The organism is Alteromonas sp. W12, assembly GCF_001924945.1.
In the GTDB taxonomy this organism is placed as follows: Bacteria; Pseudomonadota; Gammaproteobacteria; order Enterobacterales; family Alteromonadaceae; genus Alteromonas; species Alteromonas macleodii.
Genome location: NZ_LQXH01000007.1, coordinates 243,045 through 262,031, shown reverse-complemented (window position 1 = coordinate 262,031; position 18,987 = coordinate 243,045). Strand labels below are relative to the sequence as shown.

General features: G+C 45.5%; 20 protein-coding genes. 9 read left to right on the top strand and 11 right to left on the bottom strand.

All coding sequences use genetic code 11. The features are described 5' to 3' along the window. Window positions 1–56 precede the first annotated feature (56 nt). Window positions 57–1,178: an alkene reductase gene (locus AWH61_RS08730; protein ID WP_075176838.1), complete on the top strand. Its 1,122-nt coding sequence runs from the start codon at window positions 57–59 to the stop codon at window positions 1,176–1,178. A gap of 100 nt (window positions 1,179–1,278) precedes the next feature. Here the strand turns inward: AWH61_RS08730 and AWH61_RS08725 are convergent, their stop codons facing one another. Then, complete coding sequence (locus AWH61_RS08725) at window positions 1,279–1,725, bottom strand: SRPBCC family protein (RefSeq protein ID WP_014950566.1); 447 nt, start codon at window positions 1,723–1,725, stop codon at window positions 1,279–1,281. A gap of 201 nt (window positions 1,726–1,926) precedes the next feature. Beyond that, window positions 1,927–3,738 carry a trans-sulfuration enzyme family protein gene (locus tag AWH61_RS08720; RefSeq protein WP_075176837.1) on the bottom strand — a complete coding sequence of 604 codons (1,812 nt, stop codon included), beginning with the start codon at window positions 3,736–3,738 and terminating at the stop codon, window positions 1,927–1,929. 155 nt (window positions 3,739–3,893) lie between these two features. Between AWH61_RS08720 and AWH61_RS08715 the strand changes: the two genes are divergently transcribed. After that, window positions 3,894–4,886 carry a D-2-hydroxyacid dehydrogenase gene (locus AWH61_RS08715; RefSeq protein WP_075176836.1) on the top strand — a complete coding sequence of 331 codons (993 nt, stop codon included), beginning with the start codon at window positions 3,894–3,896 and terminating at the stop codon, window positions 4,884–4,886. Window positions 4,887–4,958: 72 nt separating this feature from the next. On the opposite strand, the gene AWH61_RS08710 is transcribed toward AWH61_RS08715, so the two are convergent. Together AWH61_RS08710 and erpA are read right to left on the bottom strand one after the other, a co-directional pair. Next, entirely contained in the window at window positions 4,959–5,531 is a 573-nt protein-coding gene (locus tag AWH61_RS08710; protein ID WP_014950569.1) for a glutathione S-transferase family protein, read from the bottom strand. A 191-nt stretch (window positions 5,532–5,722) separates the two neighbouring features. Continuing rightward, complete coding sequence (erpA, locus tag AWH61_RS08705; RefSeq protein WP_014950570.1) at window positions 5,723–6,067, bottom strand: iron-sulfur cluster insertion protein ErpA; 345 nt, start codon at window positions 6,065–6,067, stop codon at window positions 5,723–5,725. A 248-nt stretch (window positions 6,068–6,315) separates the two neighbouring features. Here erpA and AWH61_RS08700 point away from each other — a divergent pair, with 248 nt between their 5' ends. Continuing rightward, window positions 6,316–7,149, top strand: a complete 834-nt coding sequence (locus AWH61_RS08700) for a polyphosphate kinase 2 family protein (protein ID WP_075176835.1) — start codon at window positions 6,316–6,318, stop codon at window positions 7,147–7,149. Between the two features lie 48 nt (window positions 7,150–7,197). Here the strand turns inward: AWH61_RS08700 and minE are convergent, their stop codons facing one another. From minE to AWH61_RS08675, 5 genes are all read right to left on the bottom strand, one after another. Then, the gene (gene minE / locus AWH61_RS08695) at window positions 7,198–7,458 is read right to left on the bottom strand and encodes a cell division topological specificity factor MinE (protein WP_014950572.1); all 261 of its coding nucleotides are present in this window, start codon (window positions 7,456–7,458) and stop codon (window positions 7,198–7,200) included. After that, window positions 7,458–8,267 (bottom strand): septum site-determining protein MinD, encoded by an 810-nt coding sequence (minD, locus tag AWH61_RS08690; RefSeq protein WP_014977272.1) that lies wholly within the window; start codon window positions 8,265–8,267, stop codon window positions 7,458–7,460. The genes minE and minD overlap by 1 nt, the downstream gene beginning before the upstream one ends. Window positions 8,268–8,297: 30 nt before the next feature. After that, a complete protein-coding gene (minC, locus tag AWH61_RS08685; protein WP_075176834.1) occupies window positions 8,298–9,080 on the bottom strand; it encodes a septum site-determining protein MinC in 783 nt (260 codons plus the stop codon). Between the two features lie 353 nt (window positions 9,081–9,433). Next, entirely contained in the window at window positions 9,434–10,807 is a 1,374-nt protein-coding gene (locus AWH61_RS08680; protein ID WP_075176833.1) for a class II fumarate hydratase, read from the bottom strand. A gap of 153 nt (window positions 10,808–10,960) precedes the next feature. Continuing rightward, the gene (locus tag AWH61_RS08675) at window positions 10,961–11,299 is read right to left on the bottom strand and encodes a hypothetical protein (RefSeq protein ID WP_014980170.1); all 339 of its coding nucleotides are present in this window, start codon (window positions 11,297–11,299) and stop codon (window positions 10,961–10,963) included. Window positions 11,300–11,489: 190 nt separating this feature from the next. Between AWH61_RS08675 and azu the strand changes: the two genes are divergently transcribed. Both azu and AWH61_RS08665 read left to right on the top strand, forming a co-directional pair. Then, entirely contained in the window at window positions 11,490–11,939 is a 450-nt protein-coding gene (gene azu / locus AWH61_RS08670; protein ID WP_014950577.1) for an azurin, read from the top strand. Between the two features lie 202 nt (window positions 11,940–12,141). Then, window positions 12,142–13,251 (top strand): putative manganese transporter, encoded by a 1,110-nt coding sequence (locus AWH61_RS08665; protein ID WP_249922622.1) that lies wholly within the window; start codon window positions 12,142–12,144, stop codon window positions 13,249–13,251. Between the two features lie 58 nt (window positions 13,252–13,309). Here the strand turns inward: AWH61_RS08665 and AWH61_RS08660 are convergent, their stop codons facing one another. After that, window positions 13,310–14,017 carry a DUF6776 family protein gene (locus AWH61_RS08660; RefSeq protein WP_075177110.1) on the bottom strand — a complete coding sequence of 236 codons (708 nt, stop codon included), beginning with the start codon at window positions 14,015–14,017 and terminating at the stop codon, window positions 13,310–13,312. A 106-nt stretch (window positions 14,018–14,123) separates the two neighbouring features. Here AWH61_RS08660 and AWH61_RS08655 point away from each other — a divergent pair, with 106 nt between their 5' ends. From AWH61_RS08655 to AWH61_RS08645, 3 genes are all read left to right on the top strand, one after another. Then, window positions 14,124–15,800, top strand: a complete 1,677-nt coding sequence (locus AWH61_RS08655; protein ID WP_039235311.1) for a chloride channel protein — start codon at window positions 14,124–14,126, stop codon at window positions 15,798–15,800. A gap of 1 nt (window position 15,801) precedes the next feature. Beyond that, window positions 15,802–16,230 (top strand): CopD family protein, encoded by a 429-nt coding sequence (locus tag AWH61_RS08650; protein ID WP_014950581.1) that lies wholly within the window; start codon window positions 15,802–15,804, stop codon window positions 16,228–16,230. A 196-nt stretch (window positions 16,231–16,426) separates the two neighbouring features. Then, complete coding sequence (locus AWH61_RS08645) at window positions 16,427–16,618, top strand: hypothetical protein (protein ID WP_014950582.1); 192 nt, start codon at window positions 16,427–16,429, stop codon at window positions 16,616–16,618. A gap of 60 nt (window positions 16,619–16,678) precedes the next feature. On the opposite strand, the gene AWH61_RS08640 is transcribed toward AWH61_RS08645, so the two are convergent. Continuing rightward, entirely contained in the window at window positions 16,679–17,380 is a 702-nt protein-coding gene (locus AWH61_RS08640) for a UPF0149 family protein (protein WP_075177109.1), read from the bottom strand. A 253-nt stretch (window positions 17,381–17,633) separates the two neighbouring features. Here AWH61_RS08640 and AWH61_RS08635 point away from each other — a divergent pair, with 253 nt between their 5' ends. After that, entirely contained in the window at window positions 17,634–18,830 is a 1,197-nt protein-coding gene (locus AWH61_RS08635; protein ID WP_014950584.1) for an Nramp family divalent metal transporter, read from the top strand. Window positions 18,831–18,987 lie beyond the last annotated feature (157 nt).

Genomic DNA, 18,987 nt, shown 5'->3' with positions numbered 1-18,987 from the left:
ACCAATACGCTTAGCGCTTCAACATCAATCTATTCTACGTTGAATAAGGAATAAGAATGACAGACTCAGTACTTTTTAGCTCGTTTGATTGGGCAGAGAATACATTGCAAAACCGCATGGTATTAGCCCCTATGACGAGAGGTAGAGCTGGCGCCGATCGCATACCCAATAAAATTATAGGCGATCACTATGTACAACGCGCAGATGCAGGGCTCATTATTACTGAAGCAACGGCCATTTCAGAAGAAGGCATAGGCTGGGTTGATACCCCTGGAATTTATACCGACAAAATGGTCGAGGGCTGGCGCTCGGTGGTCAATAGAGTGCACGAGGCAGGGGGAAAAATCGTTTTGCAGCTCTGGCATACTGGACGCGCATCACACAGCGATTTCCACAATGGAAATTTGCCCCTGTCTGCATCAGCAATAAAAATTGAAGGGGACGAAATTCACACGCCTAAAGGCAAGAAGCCCTACGAAGTGCCGAAGGCGATGACCTTTGACGATATAAAACGCACAGTACAAGACTATAAAAAAGCGGCCATTAACGCCAAGGCAGCCGGATTCGACGGTGTGGAAGTTCATGCTGCAAATGGCTATCTCATCAATCAATTTTTGGATAGCCGCAGCAATCAGCGCACCGATAATTATGGTGGTAGTGTCGATAACCGCTACCGCTTTTTGGCCGAGGTGATGGATGCAGTATTGAGCGTGTGGGATAAAGAGCACGTTGGCGTGAGATTATCGCCAAACGGGGTGTTTAACGATATGGGGGCCGATGATTTTCGTGAAACCTTTACCTTTGTTGCTCAACAGCTAAACAAATTGGAGATAGGTTATTTACACGTAATGGATGGCTTGGCCTTTGGCTTCCATGAACGAGGCGAAGCCATGACCCTTGCTGAATTTAGAGCACTATTCGACGGTATGATCATTGGAAACTGTGGCTACACCAAAGAAGAAGCCGAGAAACGTTTATCTGATGGCGATGGTGACATGATTGCGTTCGGAAGACCTTGGATCACGAATCCAGATCTTCCGACACGATTTAAGCATAATTACCCTCTCGAGTCCTTTGACGATCCATCATCATGGTACGGAGGTGGTGTTGAAGGCTACAACGATTTTGAAACCTACCGCGAGAAGAGTGGGAAAGACGCGATGACTTCGCTGACCTGATTGTCTTTGGGCAGAGCCTAGCGCTCTGCCCTTTTCAAAAGCGTTATTTGAAATAACACGATGCGTAATGCTAACGCGTTCTCACTATTTAAATATGGCCTTAGTTAAACGACTTTTTCTTAGCGGCTAATACGGCAAGTTTTTCTAGGCACGACATCCACGCGTAGTTGTGCTGATCGCACTCTTGCTTATTGAGAAAGCCTTGCTGAATGAGAACCAACCTTACATTCCCCTCTTCAGTCTTTTCGAAGTGAATGTCCACTGATGTCATCACCGACTCTTCCATATCATCTTCCCACGCCCAAGAGAACGACAGCTGCTCGTTCGCTAAAATAGTCACGTACTCACCAGTCAATGACATTTCAATACCGCTGGGATCCATCATCTTTATGCGATAGCGACCGCCTTCCTTGAAATCACTCATGATTTGTGTGACCGAACAATCGCCCGGCGCAAACCACTCACTAAGATATTCAGGCTCGTGAAATGCTGCAAAAACAAAGGGCAATGATGCATCTAGCGTTACATCAATTTTAAACTCGTGCATAAGGCTGCCTTAGATATTCTTTGACGTTAAAGATCTGTGTCTATCTTACCTTATAACAAAAGTTAGGCGCTCTAGCGTCATTTACCTTTGCTATAAATAAAAAAATCCCGAGCCCGCGTAAGGAAAGGCCCGGGAGAAGGAGAACATCCTCAATATTTTTTATCGACAGCTCAAAGCAACTTCTTGAGCTAAAAAATGAACCTACGCACCTTTCATCAGTGAATCCATACTGGCCTTGCTGCCAAAGTGCTGTGAACTTACTCTTTCACTTACCGACAAATACAGATTGTCGATGTCGGCATTTGCCATAAACTTTTCACAAAATCCTGGAACATGAGGCTCGATAAAATGTTTGGCGGCTAGCATAAAGTGGGCAATGAGCTGTTTAACGTTGTCGGTACCCATGGCGATACGCATAGTGGTCAGTTCTATCCCTGCTTTCTTCTGCTCGTCTGAGCTGAGCTCAGAGTGAGAGGTCAGCGCCGGGCATAAAATTATCGTATTATTCTGGCCAATACTCACTTGGTGGCTGAATGCAGGCTCTAGGGCATCGAAGAACCGCACAAATACATCGCGAGGAAGGTTTGCCGGCGCCATATCAACCGTGAATAAAGTACACGGCCAGCCGTGTGTATGCTGCTTTTCACGCAAACCGGCATTACTGTGTTCAGGCAGTGCGTGACAGTTAACGCGAATTTGATCGTGGGCATTCAAAAATGCAGTAAACACTTGCGTATTGATGACCTTGGTCATCATGCGCTGCTCTAAGGTCTTCATGCCGTTTAATACATCAAAGGCCTTTTCAGAATCTAAGAACGCACCTTTGATGTAGTACACATCCCAAAACATGGTCTGTGACCAATCAACACCATTTGCTGAACTGCCTTTTGGCTGGAACATGCGGTGCCCTTCGCCAATAACTACGCCTGCTGTGGTAGCACCGCTACCACACAAATCTTTAGTGTAGCTGTGGATCACATAGTCAGGTCGTGCAGCTTTGTTTTTATGCTGAAGTGGCTGGTGCAGTACAGGTGTCGCAAGGGTGGAGTCCAACATCACCAACGCATCTTGTGCATGCGCTAATTCACAGATCCCAGGCACATCCAATACGTAACCATGTGGGTTACAAGGCGACTCTAAATACACGTGCATTTTCGCACCATTGTTCAAGCGCGACGCATGTTCAGTTTTAGTTTGCTGCATGAACTCTGCAAAGCTCTGTGCGTCATAACCGTCAAACCACGCGATCTGTATGTCCATTCGGTTGCTGCGGGCGAAATAATCATGAAGTAGCTGGTACACTCCGCCGTACACGTTCCTCGAAACAATCAGTACATCGCCATGACTAAGAACATTTGATAAACACGCATCAATGGCAGCCATGCCCGAGTTGAAGTTCCAGGCTAGATATTCGGCAGCGTAAGGACCCGCTTCCATATCCACAATGGCGTTAGCAAGGGAAATATTCGTTGGGTTCAACAGACGTGAATAAATTTGGTGAGTAAATTCTTTGCCTTGAAACGCGTCGTCGACCCATTCAGTACAGGCATACACATATGTCGCTGTTCTTACCACCACCGGTGTTGCAGAAAAAAGTGCCGTGACATTGTCGAACAGTGGATAGTGCCCTTGCGAGCCATTGCCACTCGACAAACTTTGGTACGTGGCACGAAATGGGTTTTGCAACGTATCCAGTATCTTCGCAATTTGAAAAGACAGAAACTTTTTAGCGTTGAAATAAGCCAGTCTGTCTTCTTTATCAAGTCCTTGTAGCGTATTACTCGTAATATCCCATAGCTGCATAACGCTGGCTTGAGCACCATATAAGTGATGAGCGGTGTTGGCGAGTGCCCTACCGTAGTCGCTCTCAGCATTTATACCGAAATGAGATAATTGTTCCTCAACTAAAGCCTGCGTTGTTTCGGCTTGGGTCGTGTTACGCTTAGGTGAAAGCACCTTAGCGTGCGTTACATCAACATCTGTTGAGTTTTGGAATTTGTTTTCTGACTGCATAGCGATTCCGTTGCAAATTGACTTCAGGTGCATGTACATGACACCAACACTGTTTACAAAAATGTAAAACTTAAATCACATTTTTAGAACAATTGGCATTACGATTATGCAGTCAGACAGAGGAAAGAAAAGTTTACTTTAGGAGTGTTAAGCAAATGACAGCAAGGAGTTCAAAGAGGATTGAACTGACTATTTTGAGCGATGAGTCGAATGATATTGCCGAAGCGATTCGCCAAAGAATAGCAGATAATAACGACTTCATAGGCGCTGATGGTCTCCCGCTTTTAACGCTTAAAAAAATTGCTCAATGCCCAGAAGATGTAAATCCAGAAACCGTTACGGTACTGCTTGCAGACCCCGACCTTGCGTCTCGAATCATTGATACATGTTCAGCACTCACCTGGTGTCAGTCTACCTGGGCAGGCAATGCTCCCCTTCTAAATGCCGATAAGAAGAACTACATACTTACCGGACTAAAGGGAATTTTTGGTAAGCTAATGCGGGAATATGTTTTTGCTTACTTGCTTGGGCATGCCAGAAACGTAAAGGCTTTTGAGCAAAACCAGCGTGCCGCCCAGCCAATTTGGGAAGCATCAAAGCGTATGCCGCTAAATGGACAAACACTTGGCATTGCTGGACTGGGCAGTATTGGGCAAGCATTGATTCCCGTTGCTCACGCATTGGGTATGAGCGTTGTGGGTTTAACCCGAAGCGGGCAAGCAGTTAAAGGTGCCGATGCTGTTTATACACCCGACACTATCGAAGCGTTTGCCAGAGCATGTGACCACGTGGTGAATTTAATGCCCGACACGCCATCTACGCAAAACATGCTTTCTCACGAATTTTTTAGTGCGCTGAAACCCCACAGTGTATTTATTAACGCAGGGCGAGGCAGTGCGGTTGACGACGATGCGCTCTTGCAAGCTTTAGACAACGGCGCATTGGCCCATGCAGTATTGGACGTCTTTCGTAACGAGCCTCTCGACCCCGCTCATTCGTTTTGGCAGCACCCTCGTATTTCAGTAACCGCTCACACTGCAGCGGAATCACAGCCAAGCGACGTAGCCGACGTGTTTTTAGAGAATGCGCTGCGTTACATCAACGGTGAATCGCTTAATTATCAGTTTGATTTTGCAAAGGGCTATTAGTGTTTAAATAGCCCTTCTCGTCATCCATTCAAGGCTAAAATACAGCCTGTCTGTAGCTAGTTACGCTGACGCTTAAATTCTAGGGTCAGTTGCCGTTATCTCAATGCGATCATGGTGCTTTTCATGAAACGATAACAGCTGAGGATAATCCTTCATGCTGTGTAGCTCACGGAAAAGTACCCAGTCAATCATGCTGTACAAACAGATTTCGGGATAAGTCCAACCACTAAATCCACCCGCATCAAGCTGGTTTGACAGCGCATCTAACACAGCTTCAATTCGCTCGTTTTGAAGACGGTAATACATTTTGTCTTCGCTAATATCAAAGTCTGAACGTTTCAGCAGCATAAGCTGAACAAAGGAGTCGTTAGCTGCATCAATCAGGGTTAGTTGATTCTCTTCTTCCCAACTTAACCCTTCGTGATCAAGCTTATCGGCAAGGTAGTTATAAATAATGCGAGAGTCGAAAATCATTTGGCCGTCATCTTCAAGACAAGGCACTTTAAGCGTAGGGTTGCGAGAGGCGAGCAACTCGCGATCTTCACCTGAAAAAATTTGAAGATTAAGAAATTCATGTTCTGTAGACGCAAGTACGATGCGAATGCGGCGCACGTAGGGAGAAGTGGTGGAGCCATATAATTTCATAAACGCTGTCCTAAACCGTAGTCGTTCTATGAAATCAGTGTAGCCGGAATTTGAAAATAAAAGGAAGTGTTGAGAACAAGACAACCGACAGGCATACAAAATGATGCGATGTATGCCTATCGTATTAACATCAAGCGCTCAAAGCTGAACGTTCAACGCTTAAAAAGCGTAGTAGTGTATAGCTTAAGCCCTTAAACGCTAAAGCTTGCACCACAGCCACAAGTCGTCGTGGCATTTGGGTTTTGAACTAAAAACCGTGAACCTTCCAGACCATCTACATAATCGACAATGCCACCAACCAAGTATTGTAAGCTCATCGGGTCGACAACCATAGTTACGCTGTCTTTTTCAATGGTCATATCGCCTTCGTTCACCTTCTCATCGAACGTGAAACCATATTGGAAGCCAGAACAACCACCACCTGTTACGTATACACGTAATTTCAAATCAGGATTTTCTTCTTCTGAAACAAGGGCTTTCACTTTCGCTGCTGCAGCGTCTGAAAACTCAATTGGCAACGCCGTTTCTACAGACATACCCACCTCTACATTAACCTCGTGCTTTCGCACTTTGTGCTTGGTCGCAATTATCTAATACTTGCGGATAGTTAGCAATTATTGGGGCAAAACTTAACGATTCAAGTTACTGCACATTAACGGCATTTCTGTTAAGTGACACGTTGAGATAGAAAAGTTAAGTAAACTAGTTAACACTAACAGATAGAAAATAGCGGTGTGGTCAACGTATCTAAAATATTGACGATACACGAATAAAGGGGCGGCATATGAGTACAACCGACAACTCCCAATTACCTTCTTCCACCCCAGTGCTGTTTGACGATTTCGGACAGTCTCGCTTTACGAGCAAAGAAGAATACAAAAACGCGTTAGTGAAACAGCAAGAAAAACTCTTTCACGTTCAGCAATCTTACTTTCATCAGAAAAAACGAGCACTCATTGTGTTTGAAGGATGGGATGCGTCAGGGAAAGGCGGCGCTATAAGGCGTATTACTGAGAAATTAGACCCTCGTGGCGTGAGTGTATTTCCTGTGGCAAAGCCCGCAAAGGAAGACCAAGACAAACACTTTCTCTATCGCTTTTGGCAACACATCCCCTCCCCTGGCACACTTAAAATATTTGACCGCTCACATTACGGAAGAGTGCTTGTAGAAAGAGTAGATAAGTTGGTTGATAAAGAGGTATGGCAGCGCGGTTATGAAGAAATAAACGCATTTGAGAAAACGCTCAGTGACAGTGGGGTTCGTATTATCAAACTCTTTATGCATATTTCGTCAAGCGAGCAGCGCGAGCGATTTGAAGAGCGGCTGCACAATCCTTTCAAGCGCTGGAAGTTAACCGAAGAAGACTTGCATAACCGCAAGATGCGAAACGCCTACGTAGAAGCTACAAATGACATGTTCAAGCACACCCACACGCGTTATGCGCCATGGCATGTAATTAACGGAGAGTTTAAGTGGCAAGCAAGGGTTAACGTACTTGACGCCGTTATCGACAAACTCAGTGAAGGCGTAGATATCTCTCCGCCTCCACTTGATGAGCGTTTAATCGCGCTAGCCTCCAAACAACTAGATGTCGATGAGGATCTAATGAGCGGCTAAGGTGAAAGAACGCTGGCAGGCAGCCATAACTAATTAAGCGATTAAGCCTTAGTTATTGCTGTCTGGCAAAGTCACGTTCAATTCAAGTACGCTGCAATCATCGTTATTGTCTAGCTGTACTGATACTTGATCGTCAGCAATCGTCACGTATTTGCGAATTACCTGAATAATTTCCTGCTGCATCATTGGCAAGTAATCAGGCTCTGTCCGCTTTTTACGTTCGTGCGCAACAATGATTTGTAACCGCTCTTTGGCGACCGCTGCGGTGCTTGGCTTTTGCTTCTTTTTGAGCAGGTCGAAAATTCCCATTACTTCCCTCCTAGCAGACGCTTAAAGAACCCTTTCTTCTCTGCTTCTAGGAAACGATGTGGAACAGTTTCGCCTAGCAGACGTTTTACAGCGTCAGCATAAGCTTGTCCTGCATTAGCTTCTTCGTCAAGAATAACCGGCTGACCTTGGTTAGATGCTTTCAGCACCGATTCAGATTCTGGAATAACACCCAATAGTGGAATCGCCAAAATTTCTTCAACGTCTGCAACACTTAGCATTTCAGCACTTTCAACACGACTTGGGTTGTATCGGGTTAATAAAAGGTGTTCTTTAACCGGTTCGCCCTTTTCTGCGCGCATCGATTTACTTTGAAGAATACCCAAAATACGATCTGAATCACGTACAGACGACACTTCAGGGTTAGTAACCACAATGGCTTCATCAGCGAAATACAACGCCATCTGTGCGCCTTGCTCAATCCCCGCTGGCGAATCACAGATAATAAACTCAAAGTCTTTCTTAAGCTCATCTAATACGGCCTGCACACCATCAACGGTAAGCGCGTCTTTATCGCGAGTTTGTGATGCCGGAAGAATGAAAAGGTTTTCCGTTCTTTTGTCTTTAATTAGTGCCTGTTTAAGTGAGGCCTCTTTATTAATGACGTTTACAAAATCGTAAACGACGCGGCGTTCACATCCCATGATAAGGTCAAGGTTTCGCAAGCCCACATCGAAGTCGATCACTACCGTTTTATGGCCTGCTAACGCAAGTCCCGTACTTATTGCTGCACTCGATGTAGTTTTGCCTACACCACCTTTTCCTGAGGTTACTACGATAATCTTTGCCATCTATTCTTTCCTATTAGTGCGTACAAAGCATTAAGCCAACGGCTCTATACGTAATGTTTCGTCTTCTAAATATACTTGTGCAGGTTTCTTCCAACATTCACCTTTCACGGTTTCGTGCATAATGAATTGCCCTGCAATTGAAATAAGTTCCGCGTCTAACGACTGGCAAAATACACGGGCTCCCGTATTGCCTTTTACGCCTGCCAACGCGCGGCCGCGCAGGGTGCCGTAAACATGAATATTACCATCGGCAAGCAGCTCAGCCCCCTCGCTTACAGAAGCCGTTACCACCAAGTCTCCGCCTTCGGCATAGACTTGCTGACCAGAACGTACCGGACGGTTAATTACTTTGGCAGGTTTGAGCGTGGTTGCGGCTGCAGGAGCCGGTTCACTTTTTGGCGGCGCTGAAACGGTTTGATCTTGTTGTGCGGTTTGAGACGGGTTTTCGCCGCTTCCGTTATTGTTTTCACTTCCGCTCGCTTTGTTCGAACGAAGTGCGCTGTCTGTAAATTTGCTTTGGCTTACATCGGCTAACCCCAAATCATTGATGGTAGGCTTCAGCTCTGCCACCTCACCTTTCACGGCCATGGGCTGTAATTGCAATCGACGACATAGCGCCACCAGCAGCTCGAACTCTGTCGCAGATAAAGGCTTTATCAAATGTAAAATCAGTGAGGAACGGGTAAAGAACTGCGGCGCGCTCGCGACCTTCTGAGATAACTGAGCTTCAAAATTATCTGGCTCAAAATCTATTACTTCTAACACAATACTGGTGAGCGTAGTGCCCTTCATGCGAAAGCAAGTTTCTGTCATTTTTTCTTCCCGAAAAGGCGTCACTTTCCTCATAGCAATTAGCCATGACAATAAGCAAAACCTATTAGCGCTAGTGTCTGTTGCTGTCTTACGCAGCTATACAATTTATTTATTGCGTCACTGTATCAAAAATCCCGTTCGCATACAGCAACTGTATACCGGTTAAAACACGTTTTACCCTGATAATAACCCTAGAACAAGCCAAGAACGTGCCAATCGTTGAGCAGTTTTTAATCAAGCGTGGATCATGCGAGTTTTTAGTGCGTCCTGTTTGTATACAAACATCTCTTTCACCACAAAAAAAGTGCGATCGTAGATCGCACTTTTTATCATCTTCGTTCTCTCACAGCGCTTTAAGGTGTGGTAAGTTTTTTCGGGTCTAGTAGTGATTCTAGCTCGCCTCTGGGGATATCTGTCATCGCTTCAGCCACATCAATAACAGGCTTGTTTTCTTTGTAGGCTGTTTTTGCTATTTCTGCGGCTTTAGCATAGCCAATAACAGGGTTGAGCGCGGTGACGAGCACGGGGTTTCTGTAAAGCGCAGCTTCAATGTTATCTTGATTTACAGTAAAGCCCTCGATCGCCTGCTCGCCGATTAGCGTCGCACTGTTGGTCATTAGCGACAGACTTGAAAGCAAATTGCTGGCAATCATTGGTAGCATTACATTTAACTCAAAATTCCCAGACTGCCCACCTACGGTAATCGCCGTATCGTTACCTATTACCTGTGCTGAAGCCATCGCCACTGCTTCCGGAATAACCGGGTTTACCTTGCCGGGCATAATCGATGAACCTGGCTGTAGCGCAGGCAGCGCAATCTCACCTAAACCAGCCAAAGGCCCAGAATTCATCCAGCGCAAGTCATTAGCAATTTTCATGAGGGTGACGGCTAAACTTTTTGTCGCACCGGAAAGCGTCACTGCTGTGTCTTGAGAGCCAATCAATGCAAAGAAATTGTCAGCGGGCTTAAACGCAATGTCGGTCAGCTCCCCTAGCGCATCTGAAAATGTCGTAGCAAAATCCGCATGGGCGTTTACACCTGTTCCCACGGCAGTGCCTCCTTGGGCAAGGGTTTGAATAGCTGGCTGCACAGCGCGCAGGGTTTTAATCTGCTGCTTAAGCTGAGAAGCCCAAGCCAGTAAGCTTTGATCCATGCCTACAGGCATCGCATCCATGAGATGAGTGCGTCCGGTTTTGCAGTATTGCGCTACCGACTTTGCTTTAACTTCAATAGTACGAACTAAACTTTCAACGGCCGGTATAAGCTCGTTTGACAATGCAATAGCCGCGCTAACATGAATGGTGGTAGGGATCACATCATTTGAACTTTGCCCGTAATTTACATGATCATTCGGATGAACCTCTTCGCTAGAATAACGAGAGGCTAAGCGAGCAATGACCTCGTTGGCGTTCATGTTTGTGCTGGTGCCTGAACCAGTCTGAAATATATCAACGGGAAAATGCTGCATCACATCATCAAGTGCCAACAGCTCATCACAGGCTTTAACTATCGCTTGGCCGCGATCTTTATCCAGCACTTTGAGTTTCATATTGGCTTGTGCTGCGGCCTTTTTTACTGTAATCAACGCGCGTACGAAGGCTTCGGGCATGCGCTGCCCGCTTACAGGGAAGTTTTGAATGGCACGCTGAGTTTGCGCGCCGTAGAGTGCATTTTCGGGGACCTGTAGCTCGCCCATACTGTCGCGTTCTGTGCGTGTTGCTGTCATGACTCGTATCCTTGTGTTGATATAGCTAGTTTTTCGGCGTGGTTGCCACGCTTTTATCAGAATCCTATTAGGGCTAGTGGCATTAGAAAACTAGGCCCTAGTAAGTGAATTATAAAAAATGGTGCACTAGCGCTTGCAGACCTTTGCTATACATCAAAGATCAACAGGCTCTCTGGTGTTCATGTCTATTTTTATTCTCGCAAGCGCAATTCGATCACTCTCGTTACACGCGTAGCGCTCAGCTTTAAGCAACGGCTTGTACAAATGCTCTAAACAACTATGCCGCCATTGCTGACTGACCTGCGGATCGCACAGGGTTTCATAAAGCACCTCAACCGCATTTTTATAGATAGAAAATTTGTCTCTATCACTTGGCAATAAGTTGGCAACGAAAGTTACGCCATCTAGATAGTTTCTTAAAAGCGTTGAGTTCAGCTCATTGTCGTTGTATCCAAATCGAACGTGTTGAACTGCATTTCGTATCGAAGACATGTGCATCCCTTGTGCGTGAAAAAACAAAAAAGCTCGATAAACATAAAAGCGCTTTCTTTATATACCACTCAATATAAATGATAATCGTTAGCATTTACAATGATCCAGTGCTATTCTTTTTCGTAAAGAAAATTGGATCTTCCAATTCCACCGATAGGTGAAGTTAACCAAAATTCAAAGGACATTATTTATGATCAAGAAGTTACTTGGTGGCACAGCCCTTTTTCTTATGGCCTCTGGTGCATTTGCTAACGAATGCGAAGTGACTGTGGAATCAAACGACGCCATGCAATTCAATACGTCGAACGTTGTTATCCCGGCGAGTTGTAGCGAGTTTACCGTGACTTTGAAGCACACAGGTCAGTTACCTAAACAAGCCATGGGCCATAACTGGGTGATGACAACAAAAGCCAACGGACAAGCAGTGGCAACAGACGGTATGAGTGCGGGTTTAGACAACAATTACGTTAAGCCAGACGATGAGCGTGTAATTGGTGCGACTGACATTATTGGCGGCGGTGAACAGACTTCTACGACCTTTTCTGTTGAAGGATTAAGCAAAGATGAAGAATACATGTTTTTCTGCTCGTTCCCTGGTCACATCGGCATCATGAAAGGCACAGTTACGCTTTCGAGCTAAGGCGTTGCGAAAACTAGGCGTGCTTAACTAGGCACGCCTTAAACATGGATAACAGTAGGTCGAGGGTGTAGTTGTAATGGATACGGCGTCTCACACATCAAAAAGCGCTAAGGCGGTGGTCCGGTATAAGCACTTACCTTCTTTTACTAGCGCCCTATTAAAAAACGTTTTTTTTCCTCACTTAACCAATAAACGGCTGTTGATGCCGCTGTTTATAGCCATTCTTCTTACTTATAACAGCACCCGTGCGGTTACCTTATCGGTGTTGTCAGATGCATTTTTTCAAGTGGCAGCGTTTGTATATGCATCGCTTGCGCTTTATTACGTCGCCACATTGCGCGTTTCGGCCGAAGCCATTGGTAATTATATGAAAGCGCACCCTGTACATGAGGTAGGATTATCTGCCCTACTTGGTGCTCTGCCTGGCTGCGGCGGTGCTATTATCGTTGTCACTCAGTACACGCGAGGTGTGACAAGCTTTGGAGCTGTGGTAGCAGTGCTAACCAGCACTATGGGCGATGCCGCATTTCTGTTACTCGCCCAAGCACCGTTAGATGCCTTAACCGTAATGGCCGTCAGCGTCACGGTGGGTGCAATGACGGGGCTAGTGGTCAATAAATTTCATAATTACCAGGCTCCTGAAGCCGATGGTGCGCTCCAACAATCGCAAAACTGTGATAAACCCAAAACAGTAAGCCACAAAGCCATATCACTTTCTAAAGTATTCTGGATGATTGCGAGCTTACCCTCGTTGGCGATTGCGCTTGGTTTGGCCTTTCAACTTCCCGTACACAGTCACCTTGCTATCAGTGAAAGTACGCTAACGCTGATTGGTGCCGCGTTATGTATTTCGAGCCTTGGACTATGGTCTTTGTGTGGTTCGGGAAGCGGATACGCTTCGATTACGAAAGAGGATTTAATTCCGCCTCCGCCTAAATGGCAAGAGAAAGCCGCACTAGACACGCAGTTTGTATTGGCATGGGTAGTACTCGCTTTTCTTATGTTCGAGCTGTCTGTTGTCTGGTTTGGGCTAGACATTGCAGGGCTGCTTCAATCCATGGGTCCCGGCTTAGTTGGCCTGGCGATCATCATCGGGTTCTTACCTGGCTGCGGTCCGCAGATATTGGTAACCAGCTTATACCTTAATGGCGCAGTTCCATTTTCAGCACAACTTGGCAATGCAATAAGTAATGACGGCGACGCGTTGTTTCCCGCCATTGCGCTTTCACCCAAAGCAGCGCTTATTGCCACAGTGTACTCTGCTATTCCTGCATTTCTTGTGGGTTATGGCTACTGGTATTTGTTTGAATAAAGCTTTCGATGCGTTAAAAGGTTGAATTAACGGATAGGCTAGCGCTGCCCCACAGCGATTACTCTATTTCGACAGAAAGCGCTTCATTCCACGGCACGCTTATCTCATAGTTGCCTTTACGGGTTTTGTATTGGTAGACCGTTGTAGAAAAACTAATGGATTCGGGGTTTATATCTTCCTCGATAGTGAGAGTTACGTTAACGGCTTGGAAAAAGCGAAAGCGGTAATTGATATCTTCTGCCAGCAGGCTCGATTCGCCCGATTTCAGCGTGATCGCTTCACTGTTTCGCTGACCGACTACGGCGATATCTAAATTGCCATTTATCACTGCTTTTTGCTGTTTAGACTGCAGCAGAACCAACCTAAGTTGATAGGTATTGTCACTTAACTTAAAAACTTCTACCCCTTCAATGGCAAAACCTTCGTCGGTTTTCTCAGGCGCCACGACGCGTTCATAGAAACTCAGTAATTCCTGTTGCGCCTCTAGTTCTTTTTTCTGTTCGCCTAATGTATTGGTAATGCTCTCTGTCTCGAGCGTGGCAAGCTCCATGGCGACTTCCAGCTGATTCACTTTGGTAGTAAGCGCATGGTTTTCTTCAGACAAAATAGCAATAGTTTCTTGCTGAGCCTGTACTTTCTTGCTGTCGCCTTCGTCAATAATTCGCGCTAGCTTATAGCCGAACCCAACCATGGCAAACATAATAAGCGCCACTAACAGTGTCCACTTGTAGTTGCCTAAAACTTCTTTTAACTGATCTGTCGTCATGATATCTACATCAACAAAAAACACCGTGCGCTAAGGCGCTCTAAACATTATGAATTTTAGGTGTTTATGGTAAGCTTCTTTTTACGTTAATCTACTGTACCACAACATGCGCTTGCAGGCTTTAAGAGAGGAAGTAGCTCATCCACGCACATCCATTCAGTTGTGCATGCTGGGCATTGTAGGGGGAACCTGCGCGGCGCTTATCATTATACTGTTTCGGCTGTGCGTAGAATGGCTACAAGAGACAGGTGTTTCGTCGCTTCAGTCGGTGCTTACCTATGACTGGTTGGTTTGGCTTATCATGCCATTTATCAGTGTAGGGTTAATTCTATTTATCGCCTTTCTTACGGGCTTCAAGCACTACCGTTTAGGTATTCCCTTCGTTATTCATCGAGTGAAGTACTATTACGGTCATATTCCATTTAGAACCACCATTAACCAGTTCTTTGGGGGCATGCTAGCCCTGGCCGGCGGTTTCGTTGTTGGTCGAGAAGGCCCTTCCGTTCATTTAGGCGCGTCAGGCAGTAGTTTCTTAGGGCAATGGCTTCGCTTGCCTTATAACAGTATTCGAATACTTGCAGGCTGCGGCATTGCGGCAGGGATATCGGCATCATTCAACACGCCGTTTGCTGCCGTAATATTCGTGATGGAAGTGGTACTTAGGGAATACAAAATACATATTTTTGTTCCTGTCATGCTGGCTGCTGCCTGTGGCTCGGTGCTCACTCGCATTGTATTTGGGGAAGTAAACGAGCTTTCGTTTTTATCGTTTAATGCATTTAGCCAGTGGATGTATTTTTACTTGGTGCTGCTAGGCATTCTGTTAGGCATGCTGGCCGTTTTATTCAATAGCCAGCTCATGCGGGTGATGACGTGGTTCAGGCCGGTTTCCATGGTGTGGCGTTTAATACTTGCTGCGCTAATTACCGGTACCATTGGTATGTTTATACCTGAAGCCCTTGGCGCCAACTTTATCGATGTTGAGCACTTATTTGATAGCTCCCCCGGCGCGCTGCTGTTGGTTTCTACTTTGGTGTTTAAAGTTATCTTAGCGGTATTTGCTATTGGCCTCGGTATTCCAGGAGGGATCATTGGCCCTGTGATGGTTATTGGCATGCTCGCTGGCGCCGTACTTTTATTGCCACTGTCGTACTTTATTGACGTACCCGAATTTACCAACAGCTTCGCCCTGTTAGGCATAGCAGGCATGTTGACCGCAGTATTGCACGCGCCTCTTGCAGCGCTTTCCGCGGTTATGGAACTATCGTACAGCCCGCAAATTATTCTACCAGCCATGTTGGTAATTGTGCCTGCTTACGTGACTTCTACGCAGTTCTTTGGCAACCGCTCTATTTTCATACGCCAGCTTGATTATCAAAATCTCCCTTACGCTATCTCGTCTATTCGTGAAGCGCTTGAGAAAACGGGCGTACTTGCAGCGATGAATACTGAGTACAAGCTATTTCACGATGCGCCGGAGCAAGCGTTAATTAACTACTTAGAAAGCGATCCAACAAAAATTGTCATTCAGAAGTTAAAATTTGAAATAGATGTGCAGTATAAGCTGGTCCAATACAATGTGAGTTTGGAACACGATGCAACAGCGTTAAACTATTACGAAATGGAAGGTATTAGCGCGCAGTCTACGCTGCACGAAGTATACGAACACCTTAAAAATTCGCGCTCTGGCGCAGTTTATATTTACGATCAGGAGCTAAACGATATTATTGGCGTAGTAACGTGGAATATCTTACAAAGCTTCTTACAAAAGGCTCATTATTAGTATGTACATTTTATGGTTTAAAGCGCTGCACATCTTTTTCATGCTGGCTTGGATGGCAGGACTTTTCTATTTACCGCGACTTTTCGTGTATCACGCGACAACGAAATCTCAAGTGGTAAAAGACGAATTTAAGGTCATGGAGCGCCGCCTGTGGTTCTTTGTTACTCCATTCGCCTTGTTAACTCTGGCATTCGGCGTTGCGCTTATTGTCAGCTATGGTGGAACTTGGTTTAAAATGTCGGGGTGGCTTCATATAAAGTTGCTGCTGCTTCTTGCTATTTACGGCTATCACTTCTATTTGTTTAAGTTAATGAAGCAATTTGCACGCGACGAAAATAGACACTCTCCGCGCTTTTATCGCTTTTTAAATGAAGCGCCGGTGCTTATCATTCTCGCCATCGTTTGCCTGGCTGTGGTAAAACCTTTATAAAAGTTTCAGCCAAACTAAATAGTAAAGGCGCACGTACAAAGTTTTTGAAAAGTCAGTACTCAAGGAACCAGTACTGCTGTGTAGTGTGAGAAGTAATTTTAAGCTTGTTGTTGAGAGTGTTGTAAGCATTGCACATAGTCGCCCAGAACCTGCTGTTTCTCGGGTTTAACGAATTGTTTTTATCGGAATGCTATACATGGATGACAGTAATCAACACCTCAAGCATTTGCTCAAACAGACAGACATTGCCTTTAAGGCGCTCATGAGGGAGCCTGCTTCACGGCTTCTTAACGAGCAATACGAAAAGGCAAAACTTGAACTAGACAGCTATACCGCTTCGCTTAAACACACGTTGAATCAACGGCATCAACAACAAAGACAGCGCTAATTTTGAATTAGCGTTTTTGTTTTTTGCTTCTCCTGCAGCTCCCAGTTATCAAGTTTTCCCCTAGGTTACTTTGTTGAAGGTTTCAAATTGATTGGGTAACGCGCCTGCTAGCTCCCCTGACAACTTAGTGTAATCTGCCAGCACCGAAGGAAGCTGTTTAACAAGCATGTTTATATTACTTTCAAGCTGAGCAGCTTGTTTGTCGTTTCTGTAAGACAAGGCTAATTCAATATTAGCAAGCGTTGAGAAAAGCTTTAAACATCGAGACAGGCGAGCTTCTGCAGGTTCTGTTTTCTCAGGCTCGTTATCGTCACAGTCTTTCTTGTTCGCCTTACTTTTTTCTAAATGCTTTTCCCAATGGTTCCACGCATTTTGCCACACAGGTTCTAATTGCTTGTGCACGTGTAAAAGCCCATTTAGCCAGCTTTCGAGTTCTTTCGAAGGCCTCGTCGTTCCTTGCACCTCTATCGCAACGTTCAATTCACTAGGCATGGGCGACTTTTCCTGACGCATAAAATCCAAATGCGCCCGCAGGCCATTCATTAATGTATCAGCAAGCTTATCTACATCTTTGTCTACAAGGTGGCTGTCACTAGACTGTATGAGCCACGGCATCCACTGTTCGGGCATGGGAATTTCTGGTGCGGAGGCAACGGCAAAGATCATTCCATCTACGTAATAAGCATCCGGAAGCACATTTTCGAAACTGGGAAGCGAAACAATATCGCTGATTGTGTTTATTGGAAACCCATCTTGCACCATTACCATCCTATTTTAATTTGCGTTCTCTTTTATGAAACGGTAGTCTGCGCGGCCACTTTGTAGAGGGCATGTTTTGTAACCTTTTATCTACCCAAAATAATGGGAAATAAGGTAAAGAGTAAACAACAAACTTCTACACTGGGTACGCGACAATAGGTTTAAAACCAATCTGTTACTGTATTGGTTTAGCGGTACTGTTGCGTGCTCGCCTACCTATTGTCATGATAGCAAAACTTAACTAAGAGTCGTTGCAATGGCAAAAGATAAATCAGGATACATCATCGCGGCCGCCTTTATTGGCCCTGGAACAGTAACTACGGCAAGTCTGGCAGGTGCAAACTTTGGCTTTCACCTAGTATGGGCGCTCCTTTTCTCCATATTCGCAACCATAGTATTGCAAGACATGGCTGCGCGTTTAGGTGTGGCCAGCGGCCAAGGCCTAGCCAGTGCAATGAAAAACATGGCTTACAAGCCATGGCTAAAGAATCTTTTTATCGTGCTTATTGTCAGTGCTATCGGCATTGGCAACGCAGCCTATGAATCGGGCAACCTAACCGGCGCTGCAATCGGGCTAGACGCATTTATCAGTATAGGCATTGGCCCCTGGGCCAGTATTTTGGGCACGATCGCTATAGTTTTACTCTGGTCGGGCAGCTACAAGTGGATAGAGACAGTACTGGTTTATCTCGTCTTTATTATGGCTGGCGTATTTCTTATCACGCTGTTGGTAGCCAAACCTGATATCGCCGCGATGTTTAGTCAGTTAATGTCTCCGCGGCTGGACGCTGACGCCATTACCACGGTGCTGGCGCTTATTGGTACCACCATCGTACCTTACAACTTGTTTCTTCACGCGAGCCTAGTTGCAAAATCATCGAAAGGCCAAGATAAACAAGACGCGGTCGTTGCGTGCCGAAACCAGTCTGCTAGAGCTATTAGTATGGGTGGGCTTATTACGCTTATCGTAATGGCAACAGCAATGATGGCGTTCTTCAATCAAGCTGCCACTATGGACGCTTCAAACATGGGCGAACAGCTTAAACCGGTTTTAGGTGACAAAGCTCAGTGGTTCTTTGCACTAGGGTTATTCGCCGCAGGCTTAACCAGTGCTATCACTGCGCCGCTAGCAGCCGCTTATGCGGTAACAGGAGCGCTGGGGCTTTCTGACGATATGCAAAGCAAGAGCTTTAAAGCGGTATGGTTTATCATCATTGTAGTGGGTGTCAGCGTTGCAGCACTTGGCTTTAAGCCCCTACCCGCCATCCTGTTTGCTCAAGCGACTAATGCTCTTTTACTGCCAATTATTGCCATATTTCTATTGGTCGTTATGAATAAAAGCACCGCACTGGGTGAATTTAGAAACACATGGAAAAGTAACCTAGCAGGCTTTCTAGTTGTGGGTACTGTGATTGGTTTAGGCCTGTATAAACTAATCGGCGTATTTAGCTAGCTGCAAAAATGGGGTCAGAGTAATTTTCTCCCTTTGTATGTCGTTGTAGTGTGCACTCGCAGATAGCAATGAAATTACGTGACTAACAAACTTACTGCATATGAGAAGGGCCAAAGTAATACTTTGGCCCTTTTTAATAGAAAGCGTAGCTGCAAAA